Genomic DNA, 13,692 nt, shown 5'->3' on the forward strand with positions numbered 1-13,692 from the left:
CCGGCAGCGCGCGTTCGTCGACGCGCGAGGAAGAGAGGAGTGTCAGCCGCAGGCCACGGAGGTGAACGAAACGAACCGCTGGACACGGGCAAGGCCCGTCACAGGAACAGTCATCGGTCACACCTCCCCAGCACCACGACGTGAACGAACAGCACTCTCCGAGCGACTCTCCGAGCGCTTCGCCGGCACGGCACAGCCTAGGGCCGCCGGTGACCGGACGCCATCGCATTTCCCAGCGGGCTCCCCCGGCCGGCTGCTTGCTAGCATCGAACGCCATGGAACTGCGCCAACTCGAGTACTTCGTCGCCGTGGCGGAAGAGGCGAGCTTCACCAGGGCGGCAGCGCGGTTATACGTGGCCCAGCCAGGTGTGAGCGCGCAGATCCGCCGTCTGGAGCAGGAGCTCGGTCAGCCGCTGCTCGACAGATCGGGGCGTACGGTGCGGCTCACCGAGGTGGGCGCCGCCGTTCTCGCCCATGCCCGGAGCGCGCTGGACCGGGTGTCCCATATGCGCCTGGTGGTCGACGAGTTCACCGGGCTGATGCGCGGCCGGGTCTCCGTCGGCATGGTGCGTTCCTGCGCCTCTCTCGACCTGCCCGAACTGCTCGCGGACTTCCACAAGGCCCACCCCGCGGTGGAGATCACCCTCACCGAGGAGAACACCGACCGGCTCGTGAAGAGCCTGCTCGACGGTGAACTCGACGCGGCGGTCGTGGCGCTGACGACGGAGACGCCACCGGGTGTGGACCTCCATGTGATCGCCGACGAGTCGCTGGTGGTCGTGACCGTGCCCGGCGGAGACCTGGCCGAACGGGACGTGGTCCCCGTCGCGGAACTGCGCGACCGTCCGCTGATCAGTCTTCCCCGCGGCACCGGGATGCGCGCCTGTCTCGACCGGGCCTGCGCCGAGGGGGGGTTCGAGCCCCGGGTCGCCTTCGAGGCCAGCGACCCCAACGTGCTCGCGCAGCTCGCCCTCCGCGGGCTCGGTCCGGCCATCGTGCCCGAGTCGCTCGCAGCCCTGCACGCCGCGCGGCTCCGCGCCGTCGCCGTCGCCTCCCCGTGGTTCCGTGGCCGGATGGCGCTCGCCTGGCGTTCGGAGGGGCCGGTCAGTCCGGCGGCCCGCGCCTTCGTCGAGCACGCCCGTGTGGTCCTTCCCTCGCCGCAGCGGTCCGAGACGGAGCGGTCCGAGACGGAGCGGTCCGAGACGGAGCGGTCCGAGGCGGCGCGAACCGAGACGCAGCGGTCCGAGGCGGCACGGCCTGGGGCGGTCGTGACGGCGGTATAACTCCCGCTTCTGCACGTCAGCAGAGCCCGCTCTTGGACTTTCGTTCCGTACTCCCCAAGAGTTGATCTCGAAGGCCGGACCGGTGTGTGGGGACCGGCGTCGAGAAAGGCTGGCTACGTGCCCTCGGACCGCAGAGCGCTCTCCTCCGGAAGACCGGTGAACCCCTGGGCGGCGCTGTCCGCCCTGTGCGTCGGGTTCTTCCTGATCATGATGGACACCACCATCGTGAGTGTCGCGATTCCCGGCATGCTGGCGGACCTGGACACGGATCTGAACCGGGTCACGTGGGTCAACAGCGTGTATCTGCTGACCTATGCGGCGCCGCTCCTGGTCACCGGTCGGCTCGGGGACCACCTCGGGCGCAAGCCGGTGTTCCTGGCCGGCATGGCCGTCTTCACCGCCGCCTCCCTCTGGTGCGGTGTGTCGGGAAGCGTCGAGATGCTGATCGCGGCACGCGCCGTGCAGGGTGTCGGCGCCGCGCTGATGGCGCCGCAGTCCATGGCGTTCATCACCACCTTGTTCCCGGAGAACCGCCGGGGCGCCGCGCTGGGCGTCTGGGGCGCCGTCGCCGGGGTGGCCACCGTGGTCGGCCCGCTGCTGGGCGGCCTGCTCGTCGACTCCGCCGGATGGCAGTGGATCTTCCTGCTCAACGTGCCGATCGGCGTCGCGGGACTGCTGATGACGGTGCGGATGGTGCCCGGCGGCCAGCCGAGGAACAGCCGCCGTTTCGACGTCCTGGGCACCCTGCTGTCCGGTCTCGGCCTGCTGGCCCTCGTCTTCGGCCTCCAGAACGGCCAGTACTACGACTGGGGTGTCGTCCGGGGTCCGGTGACCGTCACCGGTGTCCTGGTCGCTGCGGTGGTGTTGCTGGCCGCCTTCCTGTGGTGGCAGCGGCACAACAGCCGGGAGCCGTTGCTGCCGCTCTCGTTGTTCCGCGTGCGGAACTTCTCCGCCGCCGCCGTCGCGACCGCCTGCATCGGGTTCTCGCTGACCGGTTTCTACCTGCCGTTGACGCTGGTCCTGCAGCCGGTGGCCGGCCTGTCGCCCCGCGAGGCCGGGCTCATGCTGGTACCGATGGCGGTGGCCGGCGGTGTCGCCGGCCCACTCGCCGGCACCCTCTCCGACCGGATCAGCGGCAAGTGGGTGGTGCTCGGCGGCTTCCTGGTCTTCGCGGCCGGCATCGGGATGCTCGCCGCCGTGTCCGAGGCGGGGGTCGAACCGTGGCTCCTGGCCGTCGTGCTGTTCGTCTGCGGAACGGGAAGCGGGTCGGCCTTCGCCCCGTTGGCCAACGTCGCCATGCGGGGGGCGCCGCCCGCCCTGCTCGGGGCGGCCTCCGGCGCCTACAACTCGCTCCGCCAGGTGGGCTGTGTGATCGGCAGCGCGGCGGCCAGCGTGCTGCTCCAAGCGCGGTTGTCGGCATCCGGGTACGCCTCCGCCGAGGACGCGACCACAGGACTGCCCGACGGTCCGGGTGCGGGAGCCTTCCGAGCCGCCCTGGCGGACGCCTCGTCCGCGACCCTCCTGATGCTGGCCGCGGTCCTGCTGGCGGGTGCGGTGGCCTGCCTCGCGATGGTGTCGCCCGAGCGGGTCGCGGCCGGGGCCCCGGCCGGGACCGGCCGGGAGGAGGGAGCGCCGGTGGGGGCGGGCGGCGGGCCGGGGGGCGATCGCGGGTCGGACACGACCGGTGCGTAGTCACCGGTTCCCCCCGCCACCCCACAGGACCTCGTTCCGCCGGCGGCCTGGTGCCGGCGAGGAGAACGCGGGCAGGCCGGCTGCGCTGCGCACCGGCACGGTATCGATCTGAGGAATCCGGAATGACGACTGACGAGATGCGGCACGAGGTCTCCGGGCTGACGCGGCGGGTGAGGGGACCGGTGTCGGTCCCCGGCGAGGAGGGCTACGAGGAGGAACTCAGCGGCTTCCAGGCCGGGTTCCGGCACCGGCCGCGGGTCGTCGTCGGGGCGGAGACGGCCGAGGACGTCCAGGAGGCCGTGCGCTTCGCCGTGGCCCACGGCCTGCCCGTCGCCGTCCGCGCCACCGGGCACGGGATCACGGTCGTCAACGAGGGCGGGGTCGTGATCTCCACCGGTCGGATGGACCGGGTGACGGTGGACCCCGAGAGCGGCAGCGCCCTGATCCAGGCGGGCGCTCGATGGGAGCAGGTCGTCGAGGCGACCGAGCCACACGGTCTGGTGCCGCCCAGCGGTTCCGCGGGGCACGTCGGAGTGGCCGGCTACACGCTGGCCGGCGGACTGGGGCTGCTGGCCCGCGAGTTCGGATACGCGGCCGACCATGTCCGGGCGTTCGACATCGTCACGGCCGACGGCGAACTGCGCCACGTCACCGCCGACAGCGACCCCGACCTGTTCTGGGCCGTGCGCGGCGGCCGGGACAACTTCGGAGTGGTGACCTCTCTGGAAATCGCCCTGCAGCCCGTCCGCCGCATCTACGGCGGCGGACTCTTCTTCGGCTCGGAGCACGCCGGAGAACTCTTCGACTTCTTCCGGAGGTGGACGGCGCGGCTGCCGGACACGATGACCTCCTCCGTGGGGATGATCGGCTACCCGCCCATCCCCGCCTTCCCCGAGGTGCTGCGCGGCCGGCACGTCGTACACGTCCGGTTCGCCACCACCGACCTCGCGGCCGGACCGGAACTCGTCGAGCCGTGGCGGACGGTCGCCCCCGTCCTCCTGGACCACCTGGGTGAACTCCCCTACAGCGAGGCGGGGTCGATCTACCGGGAGCCCAACTTCTCCCACGCCTACGACGGCAACAGCGTCCTGCTCGGCGAACTCGCTCCCGACGTGCTCGACGTGGTGCGGGAACTCGCGGGCGCGGACGCGCCGGTGCCGTGCATCGTCGATCTCCGGCACCTCGGCGGCGCGCTGAGCCGGGAGCCCGAGACGCCGAACGCGGTGTCCTTCCGTGACGCGCGGTACATCCTGCGCGTCCTGTCCTCGCCCGACGGCATCGGACTGGCCGAGGTCCGGGCGGCGCACGAACGGATCGACAAGGCGGTCGCGCCGTGGACGAGGGGCCGGTCCATGAACTTCGTCTACGGCACCAGGGCCGCCGGCGACTTCCGGTCCGAACTGTACGAGGACGCCGTCCTGGCGAGGCTGTCCGCCGTGAAGGCGGTGCACGACCCGGACAACGTCTTCCGCCACAACCAGAACATCGAACCCGCCCCGTGAGGAGCCGGGGCGCCATCGCCCCGGCACTCCCGCACCTCCGCCTCACGCCCAGGTCACGACGCGTCGTGACGGTCCTCCAGCCGGCGGGCGATCTCGCTCCACCGGGCGGCGACGGCCCTCGCCATGGTCGCGACCGTCGCCACCTGGTGCGTGGGGATCCGCAGGAAGCGATCGGCGTCCTCTGTGTGGACCAGCCGGGACTCCAGCCAGCGGACCAGCGCACGGCCGTCGTTGCTGTAGCGGACCGCCGGGTCCCTCTTCAGCGACTTCAGCGCGATGCCGATCTCCAGTTGCGAGGACGGGCCCAGGGTGGTCCGCCGCCCGCCGGCCTGGCGCATGTCACCCTGCTGCATACGCTTGCGGACGTCCCGGGCGGTCTCCACCGAGATCCCCGCGGCTTGTGCTATCTCCCGGAGGGAGGCTTGCGGGTTCTCCGCGATGATCTCCTGTGCCCGGATCCTTCCCCCCGACGCGTCGACGGGCCGGGACTTCCCGTCGAGGCCGATCCTGGCCCCCGTCCCGGCCGCCCCACCCGGCTGCCGGCCGCGCAGGGCACCGACCGTCTTGTGGTCCAGGCCGACCCGTCGGGCGACGGCACGGTCCGACCATTCGGGGAAGATGCCGAGAATCCTCGCCGCCGCGGCCTTGCGGTCCTGGAGGGAGAGCGGGAGGCCGTGACGCACGTTCGACTCGACGGCCAAGAGGAACGCCTCCTGCAAGGACCCGTCGAAATACTCGACATCGATGACCGGAGATCTCCGCAGCCTGGCCGCCTCCAGCCGGTGAAGGCCGTCGATCACCGTCATGGTGGGACGGTGGACGAGTAGCGGGGGCAGCGTTCCCTCCCCGGATGTGGATAAGATCCGGACGTGTTCCCGGTCAATTCCGGCCGAACGCGGGGAATCACCTTTGACGAGGGATTCCGTGGGAACGCGGTACACCGGACCGTAGCCGGTTCCTCTACGGCGGGAAGTGGCTACCGTTCCGAATATCTCATCAGGATTCACACAGCGAACGACTCGACTTCCTTCGGTAGGCACGTGCGGAACTCCTTATCCCTGCATGAGTGGTGGCATGCAGAGTTCCCGACGCTTACGAATAGGTCTTCCTGGCTTCCCGCGGAGGTCATTTCATCGAACACGAACTAGTGCGTCAAGGGGGCGGTAAACCGTTGGCTGGATGACGTGCCGACGGAGCGGCCCACCTCTTCCGGCCCGCCGCCGCGCCTCGCGCCCACACTCCGCGGCGGGCGCGGGCGCCGCCGGCCGGCCGGTGTCAGGCGTCGGTCGCCGACGCGAGGGCGACGGGGTTGCCGTCCGGGTCGGCGACCAGGGCCACCCGCTCGCCCCACGGCGTCTCCGCCGGCCGGCGCAGGACGGCCACGCCGGCGGCGGCCAGGCTCTCGACCACCGCGTCCACCTCCTCGACGAAGACGAACATGTGCCACCGGGGCGCACCGTCCACCTCCGCGGGGCCGTCCGCCGCCTCCGAGGTGATCGCCAGTTCGGCCTCGCCGCGCCGCAGCGCCACGAAGGACGGCGTTCCCTCGGCCGGGTGCCTGTGACGCGGGGCGAAGCCGAGGCGTCCGTAGAACTCCGCGAGAGCCTCGACACGGGTGGAGCGCAGGACGGGGAAGGCGCGCAGGGTCATGAGCCCGAGCCCGCCACGGCCGACCGCTGCGCGTGCACCCTCCAGACCGGCAGCCGGGTCCGGCCCTTCGCGTCCAGTTCCGGACGCATGCCCGTCTTCTCGAAGAACGTCGTCATCGGCGCCGCGGCCCCCGCGTACACGTCGGGGGACAGGTGGGTGACCTCCCAACCCGCCTCGTGCAGTCCCGCGCGCAGATCGTCCTCGGACACCGCGAGCGGGGTCGGCATGCCCCCCGGAACGTCCGCGAAGCAGAGCATGCCGAGCAGCGCTCCCGGCCGGGTGGCCCGGTGCAGTGCCGCCAGGTAGGCGCGCCGGCCCGCCGGGTCCAGCGTGTGGTACAGCGCGCTGTCCAGCACGCTGTCGAAACGGCCCTCGAACATCTCCAGCACCGTCGCGTCCGCCACGACGAACGTGATGTCGAACCCCCTGGTGCGGATCCGTGCCTGCTCGACGACGGCCGAGGCGGCGTCCAGGGCGGTCACCCGGTGGCCCCGGCCGGCCAGGAACGCCGCGTTGTCCCCGGGCCCGCAGCCCACGTCGAGGACCTCACCGCGGAAGCGGCCGGCCTCCTCCAGCCGCACCACGGCGGGCTGCACCTCGCCGATGTCCCAGGGGACGCTCTTGATGGCGGCGCCGGGGAGCAGGTCACCGCCCCTGTAGACCGCGTTGAAGTCGGCCTTCGCGAAGTCGTAACCACTCACGGTCGAGAGCCTCTCGGTAAACGGATGCCACAGGACGCCGTACCGGACGGGGACACATTCCTTCACCCACTCATGGATATCTCCTCCGCTCCCCCGTGGAAAGAGGCGGGTGCGCTGTCCGACTGGGGAACTTCCCCAGTCGGACACGGACGGCACCCCGGTGTTTGGCGACTGCGAGGCCGATGTGGACAGGGCGGCGGCCATGCTGCTGAATGGCTGCTGCCCCTCCGGCCGGCCCCGAGGCCGGGAGACATCCGTATTCGGTTCCCGTCCCAGGAGGATTTCTTTGTCCGGCAAGGTGTGGTTCATTACCGGGACATCCCGCGGATTCGGCAGGGTGTGGGCGCAGGCCGCGCTGGAACGCGGTGACCGGGTCGCCGCCACCGCCCGGAACGTCGACGACATCGTCGGCCTCTCCGAGGCTTTCGGGGATGCCGTGCTGCTTCTGCGGCTCGATGTCCGCGACCGTGCGGCCGTCAGGGACGCGGTCGCCGCGGCGGTCGAACACTTCGGACGGCTGGACGTCCTGGTCAACAATGCCGGATACGGCCTCTTCGGCCCCGTCGAGACCATCGGCGAGGAGGAGGCGCGCGATCAGCTCGACACGAACTTCTTCGGAACCCTCTGGGCCACCCAGGCCGCGCTGCCCGTCATGAGGAGGCAGGGCTCCGGTCACCTCGTGCAGGTCTCGAGCATCGCGGGGCTCGCCTCCTGGCCCATGCTGGGCCTCTATCACGCGTCGAAGTGGGCCATCGAGGGCCTTTCCGAGGCGCTCGCCCAGGAAGTCGCGCGTTTCGGCATCCGCGTCACCCTGCTGGAACCCGGTCCCTACCGGACCGACTGGCGAGGGGACTCGGCGGTGTGGGCCGACCCGGGTCCGGTCTACGCCGACGTGGCGAAGCCACCTTCGGCCGGCTCCCTGCCCGGGGACCCCGGGGCGACCGCAGGGCCCCTGCTCGACATCGTCGACGCGCCGAACCCGCCGTTGCGGGTCCTCTTCGGCGGCACGGTGCTGCAGACCGTCAGATCGGTGTACGAGGACCGCCTCGGCACCTGGGAACGCTGGAGCTCCTTGGCGCGCGCCGCCCAGGGCGAGTGAAGGGAAGAATGGGTTGGGCAACGTGGGCAACAACGAAGAGAGCCTGGCGCCCCCGTCCGGAGACGGCGCGGGACCGGTCGCACGCGCCGCCGCCTTGCGGGACGTGCTCCGGGAGGGCGCCGAGGAGGCCGACCGCGAGGGCCGGCTGCCCGAGAAGAGCGTCCTCGGCCTCACCGAGGCGGGACTGATGCGGCTCATGACGCCACGGCGACTGGGCGGGTACCAGGGGGACGCCCGTACGCTGCTCGAGGTCTCGATCGAGGTGGGCCGCGGATGCTGCGCCTCCGGCTGGATCACCGGAGTGGTCAACGCCGGCAACTTCGTCGTGTCGTTGTTCCCCGAGCGGACCCGGGAAGAGGTGTGGAGCGACAACCCCGACGCCCGCACCGCCCTGGTGCTCGGCCGGCCGGTGACCACCGTCGAGAACGCCGCCGGCGGCATCGTCGTCGACGGCCGGTGGGGCTACGCCTCCGGCTGCCTGCACGCCGACTGGATGGGCGGCCTGGTTCTCGCCGACGACGGCTCCGGCCGGCCGGCCCCGCACTTCGCCCTGATGCCCATGGGCGAACTCACCGTCGAGGACGACTGGCGGTTCACCGGCATGCGCGGAACCGGCAGCAACACCGTGGTGGCCGACCGCGTCTTCGTGCCCCGGCACCGCCTGTTGCCGTACCTGCCGGTCCTGCACGGGGAGACGGACGGCCTGGTGGACCCGGGCCACGCCTACCGCAACAGCCTGACCGGCATCTTCTCCATCGGCCTGATCGGGTCCCTCGTGGGCGGGGCCGACGAGGCATTCCGCCACGTGCGCGAGCGTGCGCCCCACCGGCCCGTGGCCGGTTCCTCCTACGACAGCCAGGCCGCCTCCCCGGCCTTCCAGGCCGATCTCGCCCAGGCCGCGGCGAAGATCGAGACCGCCCGGTTGCTGGCCCTCTCCGTGACCGACCGGATCGACGCCCACGCCGCCGCCGGGAAGAACCCCGACCTGGTGACCCGGGCGCGCGCCCGGATGGAGTCCACCCACGTCACACAACTGTGCCGGGAGGCCGTGGACATCCTGATGACGGCCTACGGTTCCTCCGCATTCGCCGAGTCCAGTCCGCTGCAGCGCATCTGGCGCGATGTCAACGTCGGCAGCAGGCACGCCGGCTTCGGCATGGGGATCCCGCAGCAGGTCTACGGCAGTGCCCTGGTCGGCCGGGACCCCCGTGACATCAGTCTCCTCGTCTGAGCGACCGGCCGACGACCGACGAAGGAGGGCCGCGTGCCCGGTATTCCGCCCATCGAGTCCTATGCCCTGCCCACCCGGGAGACCCTCCCGGCGAACGTCGTGGACTGGACGCTCGACCCGCGCCGGGCGGCGCTGCTCGTCCACGACATGCAGGGCTACTTCCTGGAAGCCTTCCCCGAGCCGCTGCGCTCCGGCCTCGTCGCCAACGCCGGTCTGCTGCGCGGGCGTTGCGCCTCGCTCGACGTGCCCGTCGCCTACACCGCGCAGCCGGGGCGGATGACCGACGAGGAGCGTGGTCTCCTCAAGGACTTCTGGGGCCCCGGCATGCGCTCCGAAGCCGCCGACCGCGACGTGGTGCCCGAGCTGGCCCCCGCCGCCGCGGACCGGCGGTTCGTCAAGTGGCGTTACAGCGCCTTCCACCGCTCCGGCCTCCTGGAGTGGATGGCGGGGAAGGGCCGCGACCAGCTCGTGCTGTGCGGTGTCTACGCCCACGTCGGGATCCTGGCCACCGCGCTCGAGGCGTTCACCCACGACATCCAGGTCTTCGTGGCGGCCGACGCGGTGGGCGACTTCTCCGCCGGCCGGCACCGGCTCGCCCTGGACTACGTCGCCCGGCGCTGCGGGGCGCTGCGGCTCACCGAGGAGGTGTTCCGGTGAGCGCGGCCTCCCCGGCCGGCGGTGACCTCCTCGACCGCGTCCTCGCTCAGGAGGCCCCGGTCTTCGCCCTGCTGCGACGGCCGGAGTCGGGGACACCGGGGGCCGTCGACGTCCTGACCGGCGAGGCGAGCACGCCCGGCAGCCTCGCGCACATCCCCCTGCCGGAGCCCTCCGCTCCCGGCCGCCCCCGGCACGAGGCGCTCGTCCTCGTTCCGTACCGGCAGATCGGCGAGAGGGGGTACGCCGCGCACGACGACGGCGTGCCCCTGGTCGCCGTCACCGTCGGCCGGCAGGACACCCTGCCGGTCGGGGAGGTGCTGAGGCGTCTGCCGGTGGAGCCGGTGCGCATCACCGGCGGACGCTTCGAGCCGCCGGACGAGGAGTACGCCGGCATCGTCCGGCGGGTCCTGGCCGACGAGATCGGCACCGGGGCCGGGTCCAACTTCGTGATCCGCCGCTCCTTCGTGGCCGAACTCGACGACCCGTCGCCGCGCACCGCGCTCACCCTGTTCCGGCGGTTGCTCAGCCACGAACAGGGCGCCTACTGGACCTTCGTCGTCCGCACCGAGGACAGGACCCTGGTGGGCGCCTCCCCCGAACGGCACCTCTCGCTGACCGGGGGCACCGCCGTGATGAACCCCGTCAGCGGCACCTACCGCTACCCCGACACGGGACCCACGCTGGACGGCGTCACCGCGTTCCTCGCCGACCGGAAGGAGACCGAGGAGCTCTACATGGTGCTCGACGAGGAACTCAAGATGATGGCCCGGATCTGCGAGGACGGAGGGCGCGTGGTCGGTCCCTACCTGAAGGAGATGGCCCGGCTCGCGCACACCGAATATCTCATCGAGGGCCGGACCCGGCGCGACGTCCGCGAGATCCTCCGCGAGACCCTGTTCGCCCCGACCGTGACCGGCAGCCCGCTGGAGAACGCGGCCCGCGTGATCCGGCGCCACGAGCCGGCCGGGCGCGGCTACTACGCGGGCGTGGCGGCCCTCATCGGCCGCGATGCCGCCGGGGAGAGGGAACTCGACTCCGCCATCCTCATCCGCACCGCCGACATCGGCCCCGACGGGGGGATGCGCATCGGCGTGGGGGCCACGCTCGTGCGGCACTCGGACCCCGCCTCCGAGGTCGCGGAGACCCGCGCCAAGGCAGCCGGTCTGCTCTCCGCCTGGACACCGGAGCCCGGTGCGCGCTTCTCCGGCCACCCGCGGGTCCGCGAGGCACTGGCCCGGCGCAACGCGCGCATCGCGGACTTCTGGCTGCGGGACGCGCCCGGCAGGGGCTGGAGGACCGAGGGCCTGGCCGGGCGGAAGGTCCTGGTGGTGGACGCCGAGGACGCCTTCACCGCCATGATGGCCCGGCAGCTCGCCGCGCTCGGCCTCGAGGTGAGCGTCCGGCGGTGCGAGGACGCCGGCGATCTCCTGGCTGCCGACGTGGTCGTGCTGGGACCGGGCCCGGGTGATCCGCGCTCGGCGCGGGACCCGAGGATCGCCGCTCTGGGACGCGCCGTCGACACGCTGCTCGCCGGACGACGCCCCTTCCTCGCCGTGTGCCTCAGCCACCAGGTGCTCAGCCTGCGCCTGGGGCTCGACGTGGTGGCCAGAGCCCGTCCCGACCAAGGTGTTCAGCGGGAGATCGATCTGTTCGGCAGGACGGAACGGGTCGGCTTCTACAACACCTACGCCGCGCGGAGCGCCGAGGACAAGATCGATCCCGCCGGGGTGGGCCCGGTCGAGGTGAGCCGGGACCGGACCACCGGGGAGGTGCACGCTCTGCGGGCGGAGCGTTTCGCCTCCCTGCAGTTCCACCCGGAGTCCGTACTCACCGTCGACGGCCCTCGCATCGTCGCCGAGGCCCTCCGGGGGGTGCTGGGAGCGTGTTGATCGACATCGCGTGGTGGGAGCTGGACGGCTCCGGCCAGACCGTCGACTCGCTGCGCGCGCACCTGCGCGAGGAGGCGACCGCGGCCTGGGCGGAGGTACCCGGACTGCTGCTGAAGACGTGGATGGCCGACCGCGCGGGCAACCGCTGGGGCGCCGTGATGCTCTGGCAGACGGATCGCCCGGCCGAGGTGCTTCCGCCCAACAGGGCCGCCGAACTGATCGGCGCTCCTCCGACGCGACGCGAACGGTTCGCGGTCGAGGCGACGGTGGAGGGGGTGCACTCGCTGCCCGCCCTGCACGGTCTCGGGCCGGTCTTCATCTGAGGGCAGGTCCGGCCCGCCGCTCACCGGCGGCTCTCGTTCCCCTTCCCCCACCGGGAGTACCCATGCGTGACTACCTCGTCGTCGACGCCTTCGCGCGCACACCGCTCGAGGGCAATCCCGTTGCCGTCTTCTTCGACTGCGCCGACCTCGACACGAGGACGATGCAGGCCATCGCCCGCGAGATGAACCTCTCCGAGAGCACCTTCGTGCTGCCGCCGGAGGGGTCCGGCGACGCGCGGATCCGGATCTTCACCCCGGTCAACGAACTGCCCTTCGCCGGCCACCCCCTGCTCGGCACCGCGGTCGCCCTCGGGGTGACGCGCAAGCGGAACCGGCTCACCGTCGAGACGGCCATGGGGAGCGTCCCCTGCGACCTCGACGGCACCCGCGACGACGGTCCCGTGGCGGTGCGGATGCGCCAGCCCGTGCCCACCTGGGAGCCGTACCGGCACGCCGGCGAACTCCTGCGGGCGCTCGGTGTGGAGTCCTCGACGACTCCCGTGGAGATCTACCGCAACGGACCGCGCCACGTCTTCGTGGGCCTGCCCTGCGTGGACGCGTTGTCCGCCCTGCACCCGGACCACAAGGCGCTCTCCCGGTTCCCCGACATGGCCGCCAACTGCTTCGCGGGAGAGGGCGCCTCCTGGCGCGCCCGCATGTTCTCCCCGGCCTACGGCGTGGTGGAGGACGCGGCCACCGGGTCGGCCGCGGGCCCCCTGGCGATCCACCTGGCGCGGCACGGCCACGCGAAGTACGGCCAGGACATCGAGATCCGGCAGGGCGTCGAGATGGGCCGGCCCTCACTGATGACCGCCACCGCCGAGGGCACGGACGACCACGTGGAGACGGTGCACGTCACCGGCCACGGCGTCGTCACCGCCCACGGCACCCTCCGGGTCTAGGGAGCAGCGACACGATGCAGCAGGACCACGCCGGCAGCGCCCGCTTCGAGACGCTGACCGCCGACACCGACCTCGGCTTCCCCGAGTACCTGTCCCCTCCGCCGGAACCCATGGGGCTGGTGCTGCGCTGGATGGACGACGCCGTTCGCAGCGGTGCCCGCGAGCCCCGTTCCCTGGCCCTGGCCACCGCCGACGCCGGAGGACGGCCCTCCACCCGCGTCATCACCTTCGTCGGGCTCTCCGCCCGCGGGCTGACGTTCACCACCCACCGGGGCAGCCGCAAGGGCCGCGAGCTGGCGGTCAACGACTGGGCGTCCGCGCTCTTCTACTGGCGGGAGACCGGCCGCCAGATGTCCCTCGCCGGCCCGGTCTCCGAGCTGTCCGCCGAGGAGTGCGACGCGCTGTGGGCCGCCCGGCCCGCACCGCTGCACGCCATGTCCACGGCTTCGCGCCAGAGCGAACCGCTTTCCGACGTGTCCGTGCTCCGCCAGGAGGCGCTGCGGCTCGCCCGCGCGGGCGGCGCGCTGCCGCGCCCGAGCGGCTTCGCCGGATACCTGTTGCGTCCGGCCGAGACCGAGTTCTGGGCGCCCTCCCCCGACCGGCTGCACCGCCGGCTCGGCTACCGGAAGGAGGCGGGCGCGTGGCAGGTCACACGGTTGCAGCCCTGACGCCTGGCCGGCCGACGCGACCCGGCGCCTCCCGCCCTCGGAAACCGCCCGTCCGCCCGCCTCTTCGACCCGCCGTCCCCTCGAACGGAGTCACC

13 protein-coding genes are annotated in these 13,692 nt (G+C 72.2%); 10 read left to right on the plus strand and 3 right to left on the minus strand.

Annotation, left to right across the window (positions count from 1 at the left end; translation table 11 throughout):
* Positions 1–275 precede the first annotated feature (275 nt).
* The 3 genes from VM636_RS05020 (at position 276) to VM636_RS05030 (ending at position 4,477) form a co-directional block, all read left to right on the plus strand.
* Positions 276–1,283, plus strand: a complete 1,008-nt coding sequence (locus VM636_RS05020; protein ID WP_338483559.1) for a LysR family transcriptional regulator — start codon at positions 276–278, stop codon at positions 1,281–1,283.
* A 156-nt stretch (positions 1,284–1,439) separates the two neighbouring features.
* On the plus strand, positions 1,440–2,975 hold the full coding sequence (locus VM636_RS05025; protein WP_338483561.1) for an MFS transporter: 1,536 nt from the start codon (positions 1,440–1,442) through the stop codon (positions 2,973–2,975).
* Positions 2,976–3,097: 122 nt separating this feature from the next.
* The gene (locus tag VM636_RS05030) at positions 3,098–4,477 is read left to right on the plus strand and encodes an FAD-binding oxidoreductase (RefSeq protein ID WP_051821473.1); all 1,380 of its coding nucleotides are present in this window, start codon (positions 3,098–3,100) and stop codon (positions 4,475–4,477) included.
* 53 nt (positions 4,478–4,530) lie between these two features.
* Here VM636_RS05030 and VM636_RS05035 read toward each other — a convergent pair whose 3' ends face one another.
* The 3 genes from VM636_RS05035 to VM636_RS05045 all read right to left on the minus strand — a co-directional run bounded on the left by VM636_RS05035 (position 4,531) and on the right by VM636_RS05045 (position 6,828).
* Positions 4,531–5,283: a hypothetical protein gene (locus tag VM636_RS05035; protein ID WP_051821472.1), complete on the minus strand. Its 753-nt coding sequence runs from the start codon at positions 5,281–5,283 to the stop codon at positions 4,531–4,533.
* A gap of 469 nt (positions 5,284–5,752) precedes the next feature.
* Complete coding sequence (locus VM636_RS05040) at positions 5,753–6,127, minus strand: VOC family protein (RefSeq protein ID WP_030421877.1); 375 nt, start codon at positions 6,125–6,127, stop codon at positions 5,753–5,755.
* Positions 6,124–6,828, minus strand: a complete 705-nt coding sequence (locus VM636_RS05045; RefSeq protein WP_030421876.1) for a class I SAM-dependent methyltransferase — start codon at positions 6,826–6,828, stop codon at positions 6,124–6,126. Before VM636_RS05045 ends, VM636_RS05040 begins: the two co-directional genes overlap by 4 nt.
* A gap of 280 nt (positions 6,829–7,108) precedes the next feature.
* Here VM636_RS05045 and VM636_RS05050 point away from each other — a divergent pair, with 280 nt between their 5' ends.
* From VM636_RS05050 to phzG, 7 genes are all read left to right on the plus strand, one after another.
* A complete protein-coding gene (locus VM636_RS05050; protein ID WP_234340429.1) occupies positions 7,109–7,927 on the plus strand; it encodes an SDR family NAD(P)-dependent oxidoreductase in 819 nt (272 codons plus the stop codon).
* 22 nt (positions 7,928–7,949) lie between these two features.
* The gene (locus tag VM636_RS05055; RefSeq protein ID WP_199825485.1) at positions 7,950–9,158 is read left to right on the plus strand and encodes an acyl-CoA dehydrogenase family protein; all 1,209 of its coding nucleotides are present in this window, start codon (positions 7,950–7,952) and stop codon (positions 9,156–9,158) included.
* 33 nt (positions 9,159–9,191) lie between these two features.
* Positions 9,192–9,815 (plus strand): isochorismatase family protein, encoded by a 624-nt coding sequence (locus VM636_RS05060; protein WP_053913810.1) that lies wholly within the window; start codon positions 9,192–9,194, stop codon positions 9,813–9,815.
* Positions 9,812–11,704 carry an anthranilate synthase family protein gene (locus VM636_RS05065; RefSeq protein ID WP_053913809.1) on the plus strand — a complete coding sequence of 631 codons (1,893 nt, stop codon included), beginning with the start codon at positions 9,812–9,814 and terminating at the stop codon, positions 11,702–11,704. Before VM636_RS05060 ends, VM636_RS05065 begins: the two co-directional genes overlap by 4 nt.
* Positions 11,698–12,027 carry a hypothetical protein gene (locus tag VM636_RS05070; protein ID WP_030421871.1) on the plus strand — a complete coding sequence of 110 codons (330 nt, stop codon included), beginning with the start codon at positions 11,698–11,700 and terminating at the stop codon, positions 12,025–12,027. Before VM636_RS05065 ends, VM636_RS05070 begins: the two co-directional genes overlap by 7 nt.
* A 62-nt stretch (positions 12,028–12,089) precedes the next feature.
* Positions 12,090–12,929 carry a PhzF family phenazine biosynthesis protein gene (locus VM636_RS05075; RefSeq protein WP_030421870.1) on the plus strand — a complete coding sequence of 280 codons (840 nt, stop codon included), beginning with the start codon at positions 12,090–12,092 and terminating at the stop codon, positions 12,927–12,929.
* A gap of 14 nt (positions 12,930–12,943) precedes the next feature.
* Positions 12,944–13,597, plus strand: coding sequence for a phenazine biosynthesis FMN-dependent oxidase PhzG (gene phzG, locus VM636_RS05080; RefSeq protein ID WP_030421869.1), 654 nt, complete (start codon positions 12,944–12,946; stop codon positions 13,595–13,597).
* Positions 13,598–13,692 lie beyond the last annotated feature (95 nt).

It is taken from the genome of Streptomyces sp. SCSIO 75703 (assembly GCF_036607905.1).
In the GTDB taxonomy this organism is placed as follows: Bacteria; Actinomycetota; Actinomycetes; order Streptomycetales; family Streptomycetaceae; genus Streptomyces.